14 protein-coding genes and 1 tRNA gene are annotated in these 20736 nt (G+C 45.1%); 1 reads left to right on the top strand and 14 read right to left on the bottom strand.

Annotated features, from left to right (window positions below; translation table 11 throughout):
* Nucleotides 1-135: 135 nt before the first annotated feature.
* On the top strand, nucleotides 136-1350 hold the full coding sequence (locus RS891_RS10915) for a site-specific integrase (protein WP_315795279.1): 1215 nt from the start codon (nucleotides 136-138) through the stop codon (nucleotides 1348-1350).
* A 289-nt stretch (nucleotides 1351-1639) separates the two neighbouring features.
* Here RS891_RS10915 and RS891_RS10910 read toward each other — a convergent pair whose 3' ends face one another.
* The 14 genes from RS891_RS10910 to RS891_RS10845 form a co-directional block, all read right to left on the bottom strand.
* Entirely contained in the window at nucleotides 1640-3427 is a 1788-nt protein-coding gene (locus tag RS891_RS10910) for a pectate lyase family protein (protein WP_315795278.1), read from the bottom strand.
* A 44-nt stretch (nucleotides 3428-3471) separates the two neighbouring features.
* Nucleotides 3472-3540, bottom strand: a tRNA-Phe gene (locus tag RS891_RS10905).
* Between the two features lie 307 nt (nucleotides 3541-3847).
* Entirely contained in the window at nucleotides 3848-4288 is a 441-nt protein-coding gene (locus RS891_RS10900; protein WP_315795277.1) for a hypothetical protein, read from the bottom strand.
* A 72-nt stretch (nucleotides 4289-4360) separates the two neighbouring features.
* Nucleotides 4361-4651 carry a hypothetical protein gene (locus RS891_RS10895; protein ID WP_315795276.1) on the bottom strand — a complete coding sequence of 97 codons (291 nt, stop codon included), beginning with the start codon at nucleotides 4649-4651 and terminating at the stop codon, nucleotides 4361-4363.
* 107 nt (nucleotides 4652-4758) lie between these two features.
* Nucleotides 4759-5064, bottom strand: a complete 306-nt coding sequence (locus RS891_RS10890; RefSeq protein ID WP_315795275.1) for a hypothetical protein — start codon at nucleotides 5062-5064, stop codon at nucleotides 4759-4761.
* 147 nt (nucleotides 5065-5211) lie between these two features.
* Nucleotides 5212-8262, bottom strand: coding sequence for a beta-galactosidase, LacZ type (locus RS891_RS10885; protein WP_315795274.1), 3051 nt, complete (start codon nucleotides 8260-8262; stop codon nucleotides 5212-5214).
* A gap of 174 nt (nucleotides 8263-8436) precedes the next feature.
* Nucleotides 8437-9267 (bottom strand): carbohydrate ABC transporter permease, encoded by an 831-nt coding sequence (locus tag RS891_RS10880; RefSeq protein ID WP_113052668.1) that lies wholly within the window; start codon nucleotides 9265-9267, stop codon nucleotides 8437-8439.
* Nucleotides 9260-10147: a carbohydrate ABC transporter permease gene (locus RS891_RS10875; protein WP_072733438.1), complete on the bottom strand. Its 888-nt coding sequence runs from the start codon at nucleotides 10145-10147 to the stop codon at nucleotides 9260-9262. The genes RS891_RS10880 and RS891_RS10875 overlap by 8 nt, the downstream gene beginning before the upstream one ends.
* A 155-nt stretch (nucleotides 10148-10302) precedes the next feature.
* Nucleotides 10303-11586: an ABC transporter substrate-binding protein gene (locus RS891_RS10870; RefSeq protein ID WP_397333652.1), complete on the bottom strand. Its 1284-nt coding sequence runs from the start codon at nucleotides 11584-11586 to the stop codon at nucleotides 10303-10305.
* A 375-nt stretch (nucleotides 11587-11961) separates the two neighbouring features.
* Nucleotides 11962-13728 carry a cache domain-containing sensor histidine kinase gene (locus RS891_RS10865; protein WP_113052669.1) on the bottom strand — a complete coding sequence of 589 codons (1767 nt, stop codon included), beginning with the start codon at nucleotides 13726-13728 and terminating at the stop codon, nucleotides 11962-11964.
* Nucleotides 13729-13747: 19 nt separating this feature from the next.
* Nucleotides 13748-15295 carry a response regulator gene (locus tag RS891_RS10860; protein WP_315795273.1) on the bottom strand — a complete coding sequence of 516 codons (1548 nt, stop codon included), beginning with the start codon at nucleotides 15293-15295 and terminating at the stop codon, nucleotides 13748-13750.
* A gap of 406 nt (nucleotides 15296-15701) precedes the next feature.
* On the bottom strand, nucleotides 15702-18785 hold the full coding sequence (locus RS891_RS10855; RefSeq protein ID WP_397386907.1) for a X2-like carbohydrate binding domain-containing protein: 3084 nt from the start codon (nucleotides 18783-18785) through the stop codon (nucleotides 15702-15704).
* 362 nt (nucleotides 18786-19147) lie between these two features.
* Entirely contained in the window at nucleotides 19148-20044 is an 897-nt protein-coding gene (locus RS891_RS10850) for an SMP-30/gluconolactonase/LRE family protein (RefSeq protein WP_315795272.1), read from the bottom strand.
* A gap of 15 nt (nucleotides 20045-20059) precedes the next feature.
* On the bottom strand, nucleotides 20060-20722 hold the full coding sequence (locus RS891_RS10845) for an SGNH/GDSL hydrolase family protein (RefSeq protein WP_315795271.1): 663 nt from the start codon (nucleotides 20720-20722) through the stop codon (nucleotides 20060-20062).
* Nucleotides 20723-20736 lie beyond the last annotated feature (14 nt).

Here is a 20736-nt window from a genome sequence, read left to right as displayed (position 1 = left end):
CGTAGTCTCAAATAAAGTTTTAGCGGTAATTCGTATCTTTAAGCAATCAAAAATCATTCTATCTATGTTGGTGAGATAGATTATACCCCTCACATAAATAAATGCCTTAAACGGGCTATAAGGAGGTTTATATCCATGGCAAAAGGAAGCATTGAAAAACGCGGTAAGAACTCTTGGCGACTCACGGTTGAGCTCGGTACTGACGGTCAAGGAGAGCGTGATTTTGAAAGAAAGACAATTCGGGTTGAAGATCCGGACTTGCTACGTGCTCCTAGAAGATTACAAAACCATCTTGATGAAGAACTTGTGAAATTCAAAATGGAAGTCGAAGCCGGGCTATACATCCGGCCCGAAAAACTGACGTTTAAGGCTTTTGTTGAAATATGGATTAAGAAATTCGTTGAGGTCGAGCTTGAAGAAAAGACCCAGGGCAATTATAAATTCCATGTTGAACGCCGTATTATCCCCTATTTCGGTCAAAAGCACATGGATAAAATTAAGACACTTCATATCACTGATTATCTGGATTATCTTCGTACACCTGAGGCCAGCTTGAAGAAGAATGGAAAACCGCTTGGATCGGCTACCATCGTGTATAATTATCGAGTTCTACGCAGTATCTATGCCAAGGCAGTAGAATGGAGGGTCTTGAAAGAAAACCCCATGAGCAGTGTTAAAAAGCCTAAGGAAGATGACGTCAAGGAAATGGAGTACTACGAAGAAAAAGAGATAGAAGATTTGTTTATCGCACTGGAAGAAGAAGCGTTAGAGGTTAGGATATTAATAATGTTGGCAGTGACGACAGGTATGAGGCGTGGGGAGCTTGCCGGGCTTGAGTGGAAAAACATAAACTTAGATGAAGGATATATTGATATTAAGCAAACTATACCCATGCTCAAGAAAGGCGTGCCGGTTATCAAAGGGCCAAAAAACAAGCAATCCAATCGTAAAATCGCTCTTTCAGCAGCCACTATTGAAGAATTGAAGCTATACAGGACGGAATGGAAGAAAATGAAATTGAAGCTTGGTGACAAGTGGACGGCCCCAAAAGGTGTGGAGTTTCTGTTCTGCCAATTAAGTGGTCACCCGTCCGATCCTCAGCGCCTGACTAAACGTTGGATAGACTTCTACCGCAAACACAGTCTGAAACCGATCAGATTACACGACCTGCGACATACATCGGTATCTTGGATGATCTTCAAGAAGGTTCACTCAGAGGCTATAGCCAAGCGTGTAGGGCACACCAACACCAAGATGCTGGAGATATACGGACATATCTTCAAATCAGTGGACAAGGCTGCTGCTGAGGTATTTGAGGACATGTTCAAGCCCACCAGGAAGTCGCAATAATGCTCTTCTGCTCCCATACTGATATTGGGTGCAAATTGGGTGCCAAATTCGCAAAAAGTACCCAAAAACAGCATTTCTACTCTACTCCATATTTTATGAAAAGCTTAATCTACCAAGTGTTTCACGATTTAATATATGAACTCATGAGCCAATTTAACTCCTCTCCCATGAAAAATAGGCCCTCGAAAGAGGGCCTATTTTTGTTTAAAGGGAATGAACAGATTAATTACTTTAATAATTACTTACGAAGTCATGTACGCATGTCCTTCTTAACCTTTGTTTCAACAGTCTACATTCCAGTCATTATTTTGTCTTCTAGCCAATCTGTACCCAGAGCATTGTTCGAGGAAGATGTCAATCTAAGCCAGCCACGAACAACATATTTTGAGCCTAAATCTCCGTTAACAACAATGTTTGAGTTTTCGATATAGTCACCTCTGTTCCATGTTCCACTTGTAGGCAGAATTCCTCTTCCTTTACGTATCCACGAAGCTCCCAGGTAAGTCCTAATGCATTCATAACCCGTATTACTTGTATCAATGTATATAGATCCTTCACGAGGATTAGGGAGGACGGTTGACGAACGTGCAGGGTTAAAAAGTCCATCCAATAAAATTGGACGTTTAATACGCATATCATTATTAGTACTCACAACAAAGATTTCCCTTCTTGTACCGTCCGTTATTCTGGACATTCTGTATTGAGTACCAGAAGCACCATCAAGTGTGATGTCTTCTTCCCATACATCATTTGGGTGATCATCTCTCGAAAATCTCCGGGGAGTTCTCTCATCAATTCCATTTTTGGTTAGCTTTACGGAAGAACCAGCCTGCACCCTGGCCACACCCCCTACTACTTCAATCTTGCTCGGGTCCATACCTTTGCCCAAAAGAGTAATTTGAGCAGGAGCTACTTGACTACGAACCCGCATCATGTTGATTTGGCCTGGGGTGAATGGGTAACTGTCACTCTCTATCACAATATCCCCATCCTCAACTCGGCCGATATCTATTGCGTAATTTCTCGGATAACTGGGCAGCGTGAAACGATTCGCCTTGTCTACATCCCAAGAGAAGCCAGGGTTCTTTATCTTCATCGACGTGATTCTTGGATGCGAGTCAAAGGAAGGATCGGCGTATATCGCCGCATTCCCGACCTGTTCAAAACGTGCATGGTCGAGATTAACATCTAACATAAATTGATTTTTCCCACCCTGGTTTTGTTCAGGTTCGCAATAAAAACTAAACGGCGAGTATCCTACATGGCTATCCCGGATGGACAATCCCTCAATTCCCACTGTTGCGCTTGTCGCAAAATTTGCAAATGCGTTTTGATTGATGCTTGAGTAAGATACAGAATAATCACCTGTGTTTCTAGACCAATACATACCATAATAATTATATTCAATGTGGCAGTGAAAAAGCTTAATATGGCCAGCTTCATTTGCTACGTTAATGCCGTTATTGAATCTTTGTATTGTGATGTTCTCCAGCAATGGCATACATGTACCCGTGATTCTCAGCCCATCACATAAAGCTGACTTTGTGCCGATCACATAATCACCGCCAGCCCAACCAGGTCCAACCAAAGTGATATCGCTCCACACAAATCGTTTACCTGTTGTCCGTTGCATTGTTATAGCAGATGCCCCAACGCCTAATTCAGTGAACGAAAGGGTGGCTGATTGTTTGTCTCCATAAAGCGAAATATTCTCAGCAACCAAAGCTCGGTTGATTATATAACGGCCAGAAGGAATATATACCGTCCCACCACGGGTTGGCCCGTAAGTTTGATCCTTTGCTTTGGTCATCGCCGCTTGAATTGCGCACCAATCAATTTCATCTGTCAAACTTTGCGCATGCGGGTATACCGATTTAGCTGAATCCAGTGTTAAGTAAAAGGTTGACAATGGATGACTGAGTCCATCACCTATTGCTCCAAAAGATTTGACGTTCACAATCCCAAAACTAGTAACCGTGTTTTCTAATTCAGTAGTTGCGTTTTCGTTGCCAACTTTCTGATCTATCTGTTGATTTCCCAACAGATTACCATCCATACCTCTTAACTCCGTTTCCATCACAATCACTCCCTAAATTAGTTTTGATGACTTATTTGAAAGTATGCTCCCTGACGGAATCGAACCGCCGATTCCAAACTTTCCTTTGGTAATCTGCCACTGAACTAAGGGAGTAGTAGAATAAAAAATGTATTCATTTCTCTCCGTTCCTTGAATCACTGAAATATTCAGAAAATTATGTTTTCAGGCCTTAGTGTTGATTTTTCACTAATTAACTAACATTAGTAATAATTTCTTTCAACTATGTTTTATAGTTAGTATATGACCTTTTATAATAACTCTAACAAGAAACAAACACCAAAATGAGAGCGACACCGAAAATAATAGACTAACGAAAAAGAAGCCCCCGAAAGAGGGCTTCTTTTTCGTTAGCATTATTATGTACCAGTACCGCATTAACCAATTAAAAAACCGTTACCCTCAGAAAAGCCTATCCCCAATACAATACTCATCCATACTGGCCTCAAATTCAGATGGTAACCATCCAATATCTTTAAGCCATTCTTCCATGCCATTCATAAATTCCGTATGAATCAAGTGTTCGATCTTATATTTCTTCAGTTTGTCTCTCAGAAAAGCATAGAAATAATGACTCAGCTCATATCGCTGTCTGCTTTTACTGAACGTTTTATACTGATCCTCACTGACCGTCATATCAAAATAAATCGTATTGTCCTTCTTCGCATATCTGACCGTCGATTTTCTCTCATATTCTTCAGGCAGACATCTGAAAACAAAAAACAGCTCAATGTCACACGCTTGATACTTACTTTCAGCTTTATGAAACACAGGCTGCAATTCATCCGAAAGAGCGGCTACCTGCGTTAATCCAGAGGTGTCGGTTGATTTATCCAGTATCATGGCACACGCCCTCTCTTCTAGCTAATTCATCCGATGCAAACAACGTCAGGCAGTAGAGGCATGTTTCTTCCCTCAATCCACCTTATTGGATTCTCTTCTCCTGCGCATGGATACATTCAAACTCAACAGCGGCATCAATAATCCAAGGGCAGGCAAAGCCATATTCCAGGACTGATATCTCACGGATTGAATGATCATCAAACCAATCGCCATCAGCATGATAATCTGTGTAATCTGGTATCTGTCCAAATTTCGTTTGAATGCCTTTTTGGAAATCATCCGAATCAGGAAATAGGCAACTGTACTATAGAAAACAGCCATTCCAAGAATGGCAAAGAATATGATTAAAGCAGCATTGCCCAAGATTTCCCCTCCTCCACTCCACTCCACTCAATTCCCTTAATTTTACCATATGAGAAAAAGAGTGTCATCGTAATGAACCCGTCTACACTCTCCACATCACCCCTCATTTACTTCTCTTCACTAATCACTGTCGCGTTATAGATCACAATCCGTTTACCATCTAGATCAAAAAGTACTTTGTTCCCGTATTCCGTATCTTGCAAATCAATCTTACCTTCATATGTCTGAATCAACTCTCCCGAGTCACTGTAGACTTTAACCACACGCTCCAGACCCCCGGAGTTGTTGGATCGCATCGTTTTCAGCGCACGTTCACCTGAAGCCGTGTTGAAATACCAGATTAAGCATCCCACGATGATGCCTAGTATGACGAGAATCGTTACCCATACACCTGTTTTTGCTTTTCTGCTCAAAATAAGCCCCTCCTTTATCCATGTCCAGTACAGTACGAGACAGATACGGTAGCGGTTTCATAGCTCACCATCTGAAAACAGCAAACAGAGGCCCCCAACTTGCGGAGACCCCTGCCTCTAGCTACTTCTTATACAGCTCATACTGCGTTATTGCAGCGCACGAATGACAAATTCAAATTGCAGTTCGCCGTCCGAGGCGATGCGGTACTCCGGATGAACCGGTGCGCCCCAGCTATCGTCGCCACCTACGCCCATTTGTTTGCCGGCTATCGTTACAACCGTATAATGCACCGGAGGCAGCTCATACGCATGTTGTGCATTCTCCAGCTCAAATGCCGTATATGGGGATACATTCAGCTCGACTGGAGCTGCAGCTGATTCAATTTTGAAGCCACGTCCTGCGTTGTCGGTCAATTTGGCCCAACGTACACCCGTACGGTTACCCGACTCCTGCGGTACAAGATATGGAGCAACGGTATCCGCCACCTTACTGTCATGGATACCCAGACGAGCGCCAAATGCGCGGTCCACATAGTTTTCTTCCGGCCCCATCGCCAGCCATTCCACATTTTCAAACTCCGGTGATGTCTTGAAGGAAAGCGCATGAATCGGGAGATCTGGCAGACCAGCCGTTCCTTTATACGTATTATGCACATGCACACTACCATCTGCACGCACAGTATAAGCGACTTTCACTTGTACATCTGCCGAAATATTAAGTTTGTACGTGAATTCGATCCGATATTGATCCGGGTTTTGTTCTGCTTTCCAGTTCACACATCTAGGCAGCAGACTTGCAGCATACCAAGCCCCAAGCTCGAAGCCCATGGCAGTACCCTTGTCATTATCGGTGGTCGCACGCCAGAACAACGGCATTGGAGGCTGTGCAACCGTCTCTTGACCTGACAGTTTAAGAGATACCAAAGTTCCGAAAGCCTTGGAGAACAGGACATGGGTCTGGCCTGCCCTTACCCCGATATTAACGTCCCCTTCAACGACCTGAATTTCATTTATCAGGTTTAGATCCGACGCAACAGTTTCCGACTTGTCCTGAACAAATACAAACTGTCCAAAGGCAACTTCTTCGCCTTTTTCTGCCCACAATGTTGCTGCTTTTAATACAAACGCGGTATTTACTGCATATTCCCCACCAGCAAGAGATTCCACATCAAGTGGAAGTTTCACAACGGTCTCGCTTTGTGGGCCCACGTTTACCTCCAGCGTTCCACGCAGCACTTCGTGACCTTCACGATCCAGACTGTATACCAGTTCCAATTCAGATGTGTCAGCAAATAAATTATCGTTAACGATTTTCACACCTTCCCGATTCGGGAACAGCTTGATGTTTTGATACAGGAATTTGACTTCCTGCATCTTGGCAGACACTTTGCGGTCTGCATGCACAATGCCGTCTCCACAGAACGAATAGTCCGAAGGACGATCACCGAAATCTCCACCATAAGCAAGGAACTCTTTACCGTAACGATCTTTTTTGAAAATGGCTTGATCAATGTAATCCCAAATGAATCCGCCTTGATACATCGGATATTTATCTTCCAGTTCCGTATACTTATGCATACCGCCAATGGAGTTACCCATGGCATGCATGTACTCACAGCTAATGTATGGCTTTTCCGGATTCGCGTTCAAAAATTCCTCAATGTCCGCCGGTTTGGCATACATCCGTGATTCCATATCACTCGTATCGTTGAAGCGACGATCGTGGAAAACCCCTTCATAGTGGACGAGACGAGTCGGATCTGTTGTTTTAAAATACTGAGACACTTTATAGATCACTTCACCACCATGAGACTCGTTACCACAAGACCAGATCAGAATGGATGGATGGTTTTTATCTCGCTCCACCATCGACACCGCACGATCCATAACGATATCATGCCACTCTGGACGGTCGCCAGGAATAACCCATGAGGGCTCAACTGCACCCAGTTTTTGCCATGATCCGTGCGTCTCCAGGTTCATTTCATCAATCACATACAATCCATATTCATCACACAGTTCATACCATAGGCTTTGGTTTGGATAGTGAGATGTACGAACAGCGTTCATATTGTTTTGTTTGATCGTCTGAACATCCCACAGCATGTCTTCCTTGGTTACAGCACGTCCGCGGCGCGGATTGAATTCGTGACGGTTTACCCCTTTGAAAACAATACGTTTACCGTTGATGTGCATTACTTTATCGATCATTTCAAATGTACGGAAGCCAACGGCCTGAGGTACAACTTCCAACAGTTCACCTGCTGCATCATATACTTGAATGAACAGACGATATAGGTAAGGAATCTCCGCACTCCACAGGTTTACTTGGCCAACCTCCTCACGAAGACTCGCCAGACCATTAGTAACTTCGATACCACCAAATGTTTTCACCGTGTTGCCTTCTGCATCCCGCAGTTCAGCTTCCACTTTGGCTCCGACAGCGGCTTTTCCTTCAAGTTTTAGATCCACGTTCAACGTACCATTGCTATAAGACTTGTCCAGATCCGTCACAACCCGCACATCGCGAATATGTGCTGCCGGCACAGTATACAAATACACATCTCTGAAAATGCCGGAGAACCGCCAGAAATCCTGATCTTCCAACCAACTGCCTGTGCTGCGTTGATACACTTCCACAGCCAGTTTATTCTCTCCGTCCTGTAGGAATGGTGTCAGATCAAAGTCGGATGGTGTAAAGCTGTCTTCCCCATATCCAACAAACTGTCCGTTAAGCCACACATAGAATGCAGATTCTACACCCTGAAACGAAATATATACCGGACTGTTCTGCCAGCCTGTTGGTAAATGGAATGTGCGCATATAACTACCTACCGGGTTTTGGTCCTGAGGCAATGCAGGTGGACGCAGATCGTTTAAGCCATCCCAAGGATATTGCGTATTTACGTATTGGATCTGACCGTACCCTTGGAGCTGGATATGGCCCGGCACTTCAATATCATCCCAGCCATCACTGGAAAAGTCCTGCTTGTAAAAAGTTTCAGGACGGCTATCCGGACGGATGGCATAATTAAATTTCCATGTTCCGTTAAGATTGTAGCGCATAGCCATCGCACCGGATGCTTTCGCTTCTTCCATAGTACGGTAATAGCGATGATCTGAGTAAGCGTTAAGGCGGTTTACTTCAAAAATGCTTACATCGCCCAGCCAGTTAATATCTGCATGTGTTGCTTTCATTCGGCTCTCTCTCCCTCTTGAAACAAATATATTTATTACTTATTCAGTACAGATTCTTATTTTCCTTTTAGGAAACAAACATAAACAAACAGAAAGACAGAGGAACACCATGTCAGGCGCCCTCTTCTTTCTCTTCTACATTAACGTCCATTCAGACGATTTGTTGATGATGCATTATTTGACGGAACCAACCATACCTGCGACAAAGTGTTTTTGCATAATGAAGAATACAAGGGCTGTCGGTAATGTCGCGATGACGATGGCGGTCATGATGACACCATAATCCGGTGAATAACTGGAACCGAGGTTCGAGATTAACAGCGGAATCGTCTGTTGGTCTGGCGTTTGCAGCACCACGAGCGGCCACAGGTAGTTATTCCAGCTGCTCATGAATGTGATGATCGCAGCTGCTGCATATGTTGTTTTCATCGTTGGCATGTAGATCTTCAGGAAGATGCCAATTTCGCTCAGACCATCAATTCGGCCAGCTTCAAGCATCTCTTTCGGGAACATTTTGGTGTTCTGACGGAAGAAGAAGATCAGGAATGCTGTCGTAATCGTTGGCAAAATAACGGCAGCCATGGTGTTGATTCCAATAAACGGTGCAAAGCCAGAGATCGTAGCAAACATTCGGTATAAAGGAACCATGAGCGCTGCGAACGGAATCATCATGGACAGCAACAGAATGTTAAATACGATATCACGTGATTTCGTCCGGTATACTTCGAATCCATAACCTGCCAGGGAACCAATCAGCAGAGCAAGAATCGTGGAAATAACGGAAACAATCGCAGAATTTCCAAGAGCCTGTACCAGATTGGTCGAATCCAGCAATTTGCTGAAGTTATCAAGGAAAGCCGATCCAGGAAGCAGTCTGCCTTTGGTGACATCTACAGAAGCATTGGTTGAACTGACAAGCATCCAGAAGAACGGGAAGATGGACACAAATGCAACGATGGACAGAAAGACATATGTGAATATACGTTTTGCTTTTGCTTTAGCCATTTCTCTCACCTGCCACTTTGAACTGGATAATGGACAATACGATAATCATCAGCACGATGGAATACGAAACGGTTGCCGCATATCCGAAGTCCGGTGAATATTTGAACGAAAGGTTATAGATGTACTGGGAGATGGACATCGTCGCATTACCCGGACCACCTTTGGTGATGTTCATAATCTCATCGAAAATTTGCAAAGTACCGATCGTCGATGTAATGGAGGTGAACAGGATAATCGGTTTAAGCAATGGAACGGTAATTTTGAAAAATTGCGTGAATGCATTCGCGCCATCAATCCGTGCAGCTTCATAGATTGACTGATCAATGTTCTGAAGAGATGACAGATAGAAAATCATGTTATATCCGGTCCAACGCCAAGTAACGGCGATTATAATCGTAATTTTAGCCCAGAACGGGTCAGTGATCCATTGAATCGGTTCAGCAATCACGTGTAGATTCATCAGGAATTGGTTAACCATTCCGTCAGAAGAGAACAGATATTTGAATACGACAGAGTACGCAACCAATGAGGTTACACAAGGCAGGAAGATGGCAGTACGGAAGAAGCTGCGGAAGCGCAACGTACTGTCATTCAATAAAACGGAAATAAACAAACCGAGAATAATCATGACAGGCACTTGAATAATCAAGTATAGAAATGTATTGGATACAGCAGTACGGAACGTTGTATCAATAAATAATCTTTTATAGTTAGCTAGGCCCGTAAATTCAAGATTGGCTCCTACACCAGACTTGAACGACAAGAGCAGCGCTTGCAGCATCGGATAGAAGTAAAATGCAACGATCCCGATAACAGCGAGCGATATAAAAGCCCATCCAGTCAAATTATTTTTCTTTTGGAGACTGTCTCCTGTATTCATGGCTTTGGCTTTCACAGTATGGCTCCTCTCTCTCTCCGTGTAACATGGATAGAACCCAGGGAGCCTTCCACCATGTCCGGGTCGGCTGTTGCTTATGCCAGACAGTGGAACGGCTCCGATGCTTCCTTGGGTTCTATAAGTTACCGTGGATCATCTTAGTTTAATTGTGCTTCAGCTTGTTTCTGTGCATCAGCCAGAACGTCATCAATCGCTTTGCCGTTCAGGAAGTTTTGCATTTCAACAACCAGAATGTCCTCGATGGCATATGTGTTGATACCGTAGTTAACGCTAGGAATTTCTTGTGTCCATTTTGCAAAATCAGCAAACACTTTTTGTCCACCGAAGAACTCATCGGCTTTGTCAAACGCTTCGCCTTCTGCTGCCGGTTTGTACGTGCCAATCGCACCAATGTTGTTCAGCAAATCTTGATACAATTGTTTGTCTGAGCCGAATGTTTTACCCATGAAATCAGCAGCTTGGTCTGCACCAGCAACATTGTTCATGACGTACCAAGAGCTACCACCCAAGTTGGATGCATGTACGGAATTTGATTGTCCAGCCATTTTAGGAAGCGGTGCTACCGCCCATTTGCCGGATTGGGAAGCTTCTTGACGAACAGATGGTGTAATCCAGTTTCCTGTAGGAATGGTAGCTACATCACCATTGTTGAATGCTGCCACGAATTGGCTCCAGTCGGAGTTCAGCTTAACGACATTTGCGTCCATCATTGCTTTGTAGGTTACAAATGCTTCTTTCAGTGCTGCATTGCCAGCCAGATCAGGTGTTTTGCCATCTTCTTTGGAATACCATGAACCTGCGGATTGAATCATCATACGGATCAGACCCAAGTCATTAGGATCAAGTGTAATCAAATCTTTGCCCGTTTTGGCTTTTACATCTTTACCGATTTTGATGTAATCATCCCATGTGATGTCCTGAAGGTCAGCTGCTTTGTAGCCTGCTTGCTCCAGCAAATCTGTTCTGTAGTAGAGACCTGTTACACCAGAGTCAAACGGAACACCAAACTGTTTGCCGTCAAAAGCGGTTGGTCCCAGTTTGTACTCTGCGAAATCGGAAGCTTTAATTGTAGAAGACATATCTTTAAACGCATCAGGGTAAGCGTTCAGGAAACTTTGCGCACGGTAATCTTCAATCAGAACGATGTTCGGTAGGCCGCTGCTTGTTCCCGAGTTCAAACCTGTATTCAGCTTTTGGATAATATCCGCTTGTGCATATTCAATGATGTTGATTTTCAGATCAGGATTTTGTTTTTGATAAGCTTCTTTTGCTGTTTCTAATGCAGCGACGTTAAAAGCTTTATCCCAAGCCCAGATCGTAATTTCATTAGAGGTTTTTTCACCCTCACTTGCCGTGTTCCCTCCACCACCGGAAGAACATGCAGACAACAGCAGGACAGTAACGAGCATCAACACCCACATTTTTTTCAAACGATTCAACTCCCCTTCGACCTCTTTGTGTGTAATTTGTTTGCGTTTTCTGAAAGCGGTTGCTTTCGATATAGTCATCTTATCATTCCCAAATCTTCATTCGTTAGTAATAATTTTGTGTGGATTTGTCATCTTATTGCCACAATGAAAACCTTTACAGAAACCGCTTGCATTAAATTTGTTTTTTTGTAATTTCTTTTGATTTTGCGCTTTTTTGATCTGAATATTTTACAAGTCAGTCTACATTCTTAGACGCTAAGCACCAAAAAGGCCCTCCCGTGTTGTCTTTGACAAAACAGAAAGACCTTCTATTAAAATCCACTACCACTTAAAATAACCCCATTGCATTCAATCCAATCCTATTGCTTAGCTCGTAATCAAGGGGAGTGTAACAGTAACCCTTGTACCCTCTCCCGGTTTGCTCATTATGGTTACACCATAAGGTGCCCCGTACAATAGCTCTATGCGATCATGTACATTCCGGATACCTATACCACTAAACAATTGCCGATTATTCTTCGGATTGGGAAGCGATTCCCCCATGGAGAATCCTTCGATTCCGTCCCCGTTATCCATAATCTCGCATATCAATGACTCTCCGGCTCTGGAGACCATTACATGAATGGTGCCTGTTTCTTTGGAAATAAACCCATGGAAAAAGGCATTCTCGATAAAAGGCTGAATTACCAGTTTGGGCACATGATAATGCGTACAATCGGGAGCTACGTAGAAGGCTGCTTTGATGCGTCCTCCGTAACGGACATGATTAATGAATACATAGTTTTTCAGGTTTTCGACTTCCTGCTCCACCGTGATCGTCTCACTCACATTACTAATTGTATTCTGCAATAAGGAGATCAACGCATTAATGGTTTCGGCAGCCCTATCCTTGTTGCCTTGCTGAACCAGGACTTTGACAGAAGCCAGTGTATTGTAAAGGAAATGAGGATTAATCTGGCTCTGCAGCGCCGCTAGCTCGGCATTTCGTTGTTCCCGCTGTGTAAGCACCAACTGGTCCACATAGTCATGAAGTTCGTCCAACATGTAGTTATAGGCATGACCTAACTGTCGACTCTCATAACTTCCACTGACTGGTATATAGTTGTCCAGATCACTTTTGGTTATATTGGACATTTGCTTCACAAGTCTGCGCAGCGACTTGGTGATCTGATTCGTAATAAGAAACACGAGTATGAGCGCTGCTGCTACAATGGCTGCACAGATCAGAGCAATCGTCTTCATGTCAACCAGCTGTCCCATCGCGAGATCCTTATCGACGACGTTTACGATATAAAATCGATAAAATGGCAAATACTCGGACAGCACCACGCTATCCTGATCCATGACCCGTGCATTTACACCTTTTACACTTTCGTTATTCATTTCTCTGGCATAGGTCAGCAATTCGAGTTGAGTGGTACCAATCCATTCTTCACGATTGGACGATACAATCTCACCAGCATCATTCAGAATAACCACATCGTTGCCTCTGCTTGTGAAGCTGCTGTAGAACTGACGAAACGCGTTTTCTCTCATAGTGACATACAACGTACCGTAGAGTCGGTTTTGGGCACGATCGGTCAATGCCTTGGTCGCTGAGATCATCTGCTGGGCAGTGTCATCATTCGTCTGATAGTCGTCAAATATGATTCGATTTGGACTGGCCGCTGCTTCCAGCGTAATCGGCTGCTCTTTCAATTCATCCGCTGATAAACGAAGATGCGACCGATCTGTGGAATACGTACGCCCATTTATACCGCTAATCGTAATACCGACTTCATAGGACTCTGTAATCGATTGAATCCGGTCCATCGTTTCCCTCATGTTGTAGTAGGATTTTGCCATCGTGAGGGAGTCCCCCTCCCCCTCAGACAGATAACCCCGGATTGCCCCGCTTTGGCTAACATTGTTGGACACAGCAGCAATCGCATCGTTAAAAGATTCAAAGTTCGTTTTGATCTGGCTAAGTACCTTGGAGTTCGTAATACTGAACGTCTCGGTAAACAGCTTGGTCGACATATGAATTGATGTCCATAGAATGAGCACGGAGACAAGAATGATACTAACGAACATAACGAGGAACAGCTTTGGGAAAAGTCCAAGCCTTGAAAATGCATTCATCCATTTCTTCATTTATTTCTTCCTTCTGACGTTATGCCCAGAATTTTCGCCGGTATCGGCTCGGTGACAGTCCGGTAAATTTTTTGAACACCTTGCAAAAGTAACTGTGATCGGAATACCCTACCATACTGCTGATTTCGGAAATGGTGACATCGTCTGAGCGGAGAAGTTCCTCTGCCTTTTCAATCCGAATTTTGTTCAAATATTCGTTAAAGCCTTCTTTTTTGTGTGAAGAGAAATAACTGGACAAGTACGATGGATTAAAATGAAAATGCTTGGCTACCTCGGCAAGGCCGAGTGGCTGATCAAAGTGCTGATGCATATATTCCAGAAGCATTTTCATATTTGGATCACTTCGTCGTCCACCTTCTCCTGTCGTGCACTTCTGTACCTCAGCCATGAACTGATCCAGCACGTTCATTGCTTCTGTCAGACTGGAAGCACCATCGACATGTTTGAAATAGGCATACTTGCTCTCTTCCAACGCTGCCGACTGCACATCCATATCTGCCAACGTAATGGTTACGTTAAAGATCAGATTGCCCAGAAAGGACTTAATTTCAAACACATCTGCAATATAATCCCGTCCCAACGTAAGGGCGTGCTCTTGCAAATATTCTCTTGCCGCTTCAGTTCGATTTCGCTTCACATGCTGCAAAAACATGTTCACATTAAACTGATACCCGGCAGGGTGAAGAGGCGGAAGTTCGCCATACACCAGAATCGATCGGTCCTCATAATAAAAGCGATACTCCATTAGCTTGATGAGACGTGTTCGATATACGTCCCCCATTTCTTCAAATGAAGAGAAGCTGTCGCTCAGCACCCAGCAAGGTCCGTCCTGCCCATCCTTATTCTCGCTCGCCAACTCCTTAATTCGCTGCACCATCCATTCATCCTTCGAAGGTTCAACATTAAGAAGCACTACTGGCGACGTGCCTTCGGCCGGCACGATTGCGCACTCCACATCAGGGAGCTGATCCCGTAACCGTGACTCCAACTGCTCGTTATCCAGCTTGTGCACATGTACTTGTGTATCCTGCGGCTTATATACGAGTAAACGGAAACATCGGTGAGGAAACGTCTCCCTTATCATATGCATCTCGTTTTCCTCATCCAACGTAAAACCGGACAGCATCTTCTCCATCAGTTGTCCGAGTCTCCACCCATCATGTGAAGGCTCAAACTGCAATTCGGAAATTTTGCCAGCCGTACGCTGTAGTACTTGTAATAATTCATTGGTATCCAGTTTCGGTTTCAATATATAGTCTGCTGCTCCATTCTGGAGCGTTGAACGTACGTATTCGAATTCACTGAAGCTGCTAAGTACGATAACCTCAATCTGGGGATAGCTGGCTTTTAACGTCCGGACAAATGTTTCCCCATCCATCACAGGCATCACGATGTCCGTGATGACAATATCCGGCTGTAATGACTGTACCTGTTCAAGCCCTTCTTCCCCGTTGGAAGCTTCACCTACAATCTGAAAACCTTCAGCTTCCCAGTTCATATGGTGCTTAATGCCTTGCCTTACAAGAAACTCATCGTCAACAATCAGCACCTTACACAACCGGTTCATGACCCTTGACCCCCTTGTCTAATCTTTCTTCTATGTCTGCGCAAGAACACCATCATATATCAGATAAAATGGCCTCTCCGTGTTAGCGGTTACATTATTTTTAAAGTTTTGTACTTCTTTTTATATCTCAAAACGAACGTTTAAGCAATGGTAAGCATTTTGCATAAATCCAAAGAGCGTCTTTCAATCAGCAAGATATAGATCGAAATGCTTCTATTCGTCTAGATCCTGTACCCGGGAGCAAGTTCAATCGACTGATGCAAAATGCGTATAGAAACTCTCTTTAGTGTACACTAAATTTCGACAAAATAAGAAGTCTCGGCCCGCCATGAATCCTTTTCGGCGAGCCGGGACTTCTTATCGATGTAGGTTTAGATTAATTCCAACTTTCATTTCAAGTTCAGGTCTAAGGTTCGATCCCCCATTGAAGACTTCCGGCGATATATCCAGTTACCTTGGTCCAGTCGGCGTAGGCTGTGTGACTTGGAGCAAACGAATAATCATCCGTCTGAGTGTAGTTGGTCCAGTCTGTTTTGGAGAAACGTGCCTGAATTTCAGTACTTTGCCCCGCTGCCAATGAACCCGCAGAAGATTTGAACCCAATCTCCAGTACGGAATCCGCTCCGGTCACTGGGGTCGGCAGCTCACTAAACGTCCCTGTAACATTGTTATTTCCGGCTGTTGCCCAGTCACAGAAAAAGTTCTGGGTCTGAGCGCCATTGATCGTATAATAGTAGCGAATTTTGACATCGGAAAGATTAATGGCCGAAGTGCCAGTATTCGTTAATTTGATCTTGGGATTAATGGAGTTACCTGTTGCTGAAGTTGTTCCATTAAACATCTCAATTCGAATGGCTCCCGCGGGTACAGCCGTCGTGTCCTTGATAGTCAGATTCAGGATCGCATCATTACCTGCACTGAAATGGAACGTTAACGCTGCGCTTCCCTTGGACAACGAAGCCAGATATTTTTTACTCAACACAACCTGATTGCCCGATAATGTATAATCCGTACCTGAAACCAGCGTTGTACTCCCATTACGAATTGCACTAAGGGTGTTTCCGTTCAGTGTCAATGTGACAGGAATATCTGCCAGATTGCCTGTGTTCTTGTCAAATTCCGCATTCACTGGTGTGATGACCGAACTGGTTACCGGAGTCTCGCCTCCACCTTCTTCACCGCCATTGTTCCCACCAATACGGTCAGCATATAAAATGCCCCGTCCATTCGTACCCAGATACACTCTTCCATACAAACGTGGATCACCTGTAATCGTGGTCACACGTGCATATTGATGCTGATTATCGTTAATCCGTACCCAATTCGCCCCGCCGTCATCGGAACGGAAAAATCCACGTGTTCCATCTATCTTAGCAATCGTGTACAGCGCGACCACGTTCTGTCCAGGTGCCGCTTTACCAAAACCGATGCTGTCTGCTTCCTCCACATTCGCAAGCTTGGTAAAGCTCGCTCCCGAATCAGTGGAATGCCACAGACCATACGGCCCTTCCTCCTCACTCCCGCCTGCAAACCAAAGTTCGCCTTCCGTACCTGGAACAGCGTCCAGATCGGCATTTCCTTCTACCGGAAGCCCGGTAGCCGCAGATGCAGTAAAGGAGGCACCACCATTGGTGCTCAAATAGACTTTACCGGCAGCAAATCCATAGAATTTGTTCGGATTTACCCGGTCAGAGATCACCTTTGCCTGTGCGGGTATACCTGAACTCGCGGTCCATGAGTTGCCGCCAGTGGAATAATGCACACCCTTGTCTGACGTGCTCCATACAAGTCGGTTACCATTTGCAGAGATAGCTACGGTTCCTCCTCCGGTTGTACCGGCAGGCTCTGCGTTCGCCTTATACCACGTGGTCCCGCCGTCGCTGGATAAACCAATGGATTTTGCGTTCGGATCAGCAGTGTAGTCTGCTTTTCCTACGCGAACCATGGTATTCGGACTTAATTCTGCAAAGTCCAGACTTTCCGTAGAAGAGTAGTTGGGGCTGGTAAACATCGTAGCTGGTGCCTGATCCAAATTGTTATGACGGAATCCCGAGACATCCCCTACTCCACTTAACAAATGTGCCCCACTTGGCGGGCTGATCAAATCCAGAACCGCGATCTCCTCGACTCCTTTGGCCATCACTGAAATATTGATTTTGTTACCGTCATCCCAGTCTGTCAAATTTTTCGTGCCGTAGATGGTCGCCCCTGTCCCATACATCATGCGGTCAGAGTCAAACGGATCAATCTCCAGATCGCCAATCATCCAGCCCAGCTTTGGAGAAACTTCAGGCGGTGCAGGATTCGTCCCAAAGGTCAACCAGGGAGCGGCCGAAATATCCTGTGTATAGCGCATTTTGCGGTTTGGATATCCTTCAAATTCCCAGATGCGGGTCCAGGTAGCTCCACTGTCCGTACTGCGGAACAGATTTGCGTCAGGCCACCAGGAGTTAAGGGTTGCCACCATCAGTGTACCAGGATGCTGAGTATCTACAGCCAGTCCGCCGTATCCAAAATAATTGTCTGAGCTGCTGCTCGGCACTGGACTAATGTTCGTCCATACCCCTGTAGTCGTATTTAATTTCCAGAGGTCTCCCTTTTCCCCGTCATAAGGGCCTGCACCATCGCTGTATGAAATATAGAGATTTCCATTGGCATCCAGTTCCCCGTGATGAGGTAAATAACCTGTAGGCTGTCCAGCAACAGCGCTCCACGTTGTGCCTCCATTCGTACTGCGGTACACGCTTTGATTTTTGTCGGCTACCCCGACATAGATGGTCTGTGTTGCCTGTCCAGCAGAGCCTGTTGATTTGTCAAACGTGATCCAAGAAAGACCCACGATGTCACTGGTATACTCATAAGTCGGGTCCTCCACATACGTGCCCGGATTCGGAAAGCTCGTTACTTTGTTCCAGGTCACGCCGTAGTCCGTACTTTTCCAGAGTCCGTTGCCACTACGTGCACCAAAATACAAAATGCTATTTTTATTAGGATCAACAGTCAGGCGTTCCCCCATGGAGCGTCCCGGCATGTTACCGCCGACTTTGAACGGAAGAGTGGTGGTCTGCCAAGTATCACCGCGGTCCGTAGAACGCAGGATGGAGCCATTGTTTTTGTCCCATGAATTGGTGTACGTGCCGACAGCCATATACACTCGATTCGGATCCACCGGGTCTGTTGCCAGCGCGTCGACACCGTTTTTGTTCCAGTCATCCCAGCCGACAAAATCGGTGAGGGGAATCCAACTTTCATTCGCAGGATTCCAGCGATAGGCTCCCCCGATATCTGTCCGGGCATAGATCAAATCCTTCTCTGACTCATTGAAAATAATCCCCGGTACAAAACCGCCTCCTGCCCCGGTCACGACATTTTTCCACTGGTATGAATCACTCGGTGCCGCATCTATTGTTCCAGCGAGCACGCCCAATGAAACTGCTGCAACAGCAACCGTCAAACTCATCAACCGCAGCTTTCCCAAAAACGTTTTCATAATTACTTAGCCTCCTCTTCAATATGTTCATCGCATCCGGTAAACCCCGCTGTGTCATCATGTTGATGAGTGCAGTGTCAGACATTTAATGCATTGGATCAGGCAACCAGCCCCACCTCCTCTCCATTTTTATAAAACGCTTTCATAAATCAGTCGAGATTACCATTCATTGGATTATACTTTCAATAAATAACATTCGATGGCAATTAAAAAACACCTTCTGCCCAAATTTTATTTTGTGTATTTTTTTCTTCACATCGCTTTTGAAAACATAAAAAAGGATGCTGTTTAGAACAGCACCCTTCTTCATTGAAAAATATTTTATAAACGAAGCACACCGTTCCAGTAACACGGTCTTTCATTTATTTTTTATCCGACTCTGCTCCCCCGCCAAAAGCGTAGGTTTTCTGCCCTTTCACACCCGGTCTAATTACAAATAGAGATCCGGCATTCGGCGTCTCCGTCAGCCGCTCTTCTCGAATACCAATTCGGGCAGTTGTAATATATAAGTCTTCCAAATCAGGTCCCCCGAAACAGCAGGATGTCACCTGATCTGCAGGTATCTCAACTTGTTGCAGCAGTTCTCCTGTATGCGGATTCCAGCGAGTGACTCTTCCTCCGCCCCAGTGGGCAACCCACAGCATGCCCTCACTGTCTACAGTCATTCCATCCGGATAGCCAAATTCCTCCGGTATAGCAATTACACTCGTCCGGTTCGTTATCTCTCCAGCAGCCAGATCAAAATCAAAACGGTCAATGGAGCGTGTCGGCGTATCAATGTAATACATCTTTCGTTGATCTGGACTCCAGCCCAAGCCATTGGATGTGGATACATCCCTGAATAACGTTCGAACAGGCTGTCCCTCCTCCAGGCAATAAAATGCCCCTGCCTTGCTTTCATTGTTCATGCTCATCGTCCCTGCCCAGAAGCGTCCAAGGGCGTCACACTTCCCGTCATTGAAACGGTTGTTGTCTTTGCCTTTCTCTGGATCTTCAATTGGCTGCAAATCTCCTGTGAGCAAGTTGTAGGTGTGAAAACCACTGCGCAAAGCAACGACAACCTCATCACCGTGGTATGGCACAACTGCCCCTACATGCTCGCCAACATCATAAGTCCGATCCTCTCCTGTAGCCGGAATATACACATGGACCTTGTAGCTTTCAATATCCACCCATAATAGTCGATTGTGTTCAGCATCCCAGCTTGGACCTTCGCCCAGCAGCGCGGGGGTATGTACTGCAATGTTCAAATCGCTCATGCCATCACGTCCTTTTTAAGATTTGACGCCGCCTGACCATTCGAAACCAATGGCATCCAGGAATGCTTTGGAAAGCACCATATGGCCTGTTGCATCGGGATGAACCCGATCATAAGTCAGTACAGACGTATAGAAATGATCCCAGAATGGAGTAAATGCAGCCTGTGTGTCCACGAAAATGGCGTCATGTTCAGCGGCTACTCTGCGAACAGCATCACCGTATATATCCATCGTAGCCCGCATCGGATCTTCCGGATTGGCTTCCAAATAATAAGGAGACATCAGAACAAGTCCTTTCAACCCAGGACGAACAGAAGCAACCAGATCACGCAGTGTGGTTTCATACTCCTCCAGGAACACTTGCGAGTCCGTAGATAACGGATTGTCAAATTGGCGCCATACATCGTTAATCCCGATCATGATAGATAACCAGTCCGGTTTGAGATCAAGCACATCTCGGTCCCAGCGCTGCTTCAAATCACGGATCGTATTCCCACTATTACCCACATTTTGAATCCGCAGCATCAATTCCGGATAGATGGAACGCAGCAAGGCATACACTTGCGCCACATAACCATGCCCCAGTCCAGAACTCCCTTCACCAACAGGATGCTCACGTCCACAATCTGTGATTGAATCTCCGATAAAAAGCAGCTTATCATTCTTTTGCAATTTCATTATTGTTTTCTCCT

The organism is Paenibacillus sp. BIC5C1, from assembly GCF_032399705.1.
GTDB lineage: Bacteria > Bacillota > Bacilli > Paenibacillales > Paenibacillaceae > Paenibacillus > Paenibacillus taichungensis_A.
This window is presented reverse-complemented; position numbering and strand designations above follow the sequence as displayed.

What these genes read in the sequence shown, in the direction of transcription:
- RS891_RS10855 (WP_397386907.1), bottom strand. Translation starts at nt 18,785, where the DNA reads ATGAAAACGTTTTTGGGAAAGCTGCGGTTGATGAGTTTGACGGTTGCT.
- RS891_RS10845 (WP_315795271.1), bottom strand. Translation starts at nt 20,722, where the DNA reads ATGAAATTGCAAAAGAATGATAAGCTGCTTTTTATCGGAGATTCAATC.
- RS891_RS10865 (WP_113052669.1), bottom strand. Translation starts at nt 13,728, where the DNA reads ATGAAGAAATGGATGAATGCATTTTCAAGGCTTGGACTTTTCCCAAAG.
- RS891_RS10910 (WP_315795278.1), bottom strand. Translation starts at nt 3,427, where the DNA reads ATGGAAACGGAGTTAAGAGGTATGGATGGTAATCTGTTGGGAAATCAA.
- RS891_RS10860 (WP_315795273.1), bottom strand. Translation starts at nt 15,295, where the DNA reads ATGAACCGGTTGTGTAAGGTGCTGATTGTTGACGATGAGTTTCTTGTA.
- RS891_RS10885 (WP_315795274.1), bottom strand. Translation starts at nt 8,262, where the DNA reads ATGAAAGCAACACATGCAGATATTAACTGGCTGGGCGATGTAAGCATT.
- RS891_RS10900 (WP_315795277.1), bottom strand. Translation starts at nt 4,288, where the DNA reads ATGATACTGGATAAATCAACCGACACCTCTGGATTAACGCAGGTAGCC.
- RS891_RS10915 (WP_315795279.1), top strand. Translation starts at nt 136, where the DNA reads ATGGCAAAAGGAAGCATTGAAAAACGCGGTAAGAACTCTTGGCGACTC.
- RS891_RS10880 (WP_113052668.1), bottom strand. Translation starts at nt 9,267, where the DNA reads ATGGCTAAAGCAAAAGCAAAACGTATATTCACATATGTCTTTCTGTCC.
- RS891_RS10875 (WP_072733438.1), bottom strand. Translation starts at nt 10,147, where the DNA reads ATGAATACAGGAGACAGTCTCCAAAAGAAAAATAATTTGACTGGATGG.
- RS891_RS10870 (WP_397333652.1), bottom strand. Translation starts at nt 11,586, where the DNA reads ATGTGGGTGTTGATGCTCGTTACTGTCCTGCTGTTGTCTGCATGTTCT.
- RS891_RS10850 (WP_315795272.1), bottom strand. Translation starts at nt 20,044, where the DNA reads ATGAGCGATTTGAACATTGCAGTACATACCCCCGCGCTGCTGGGCGAA.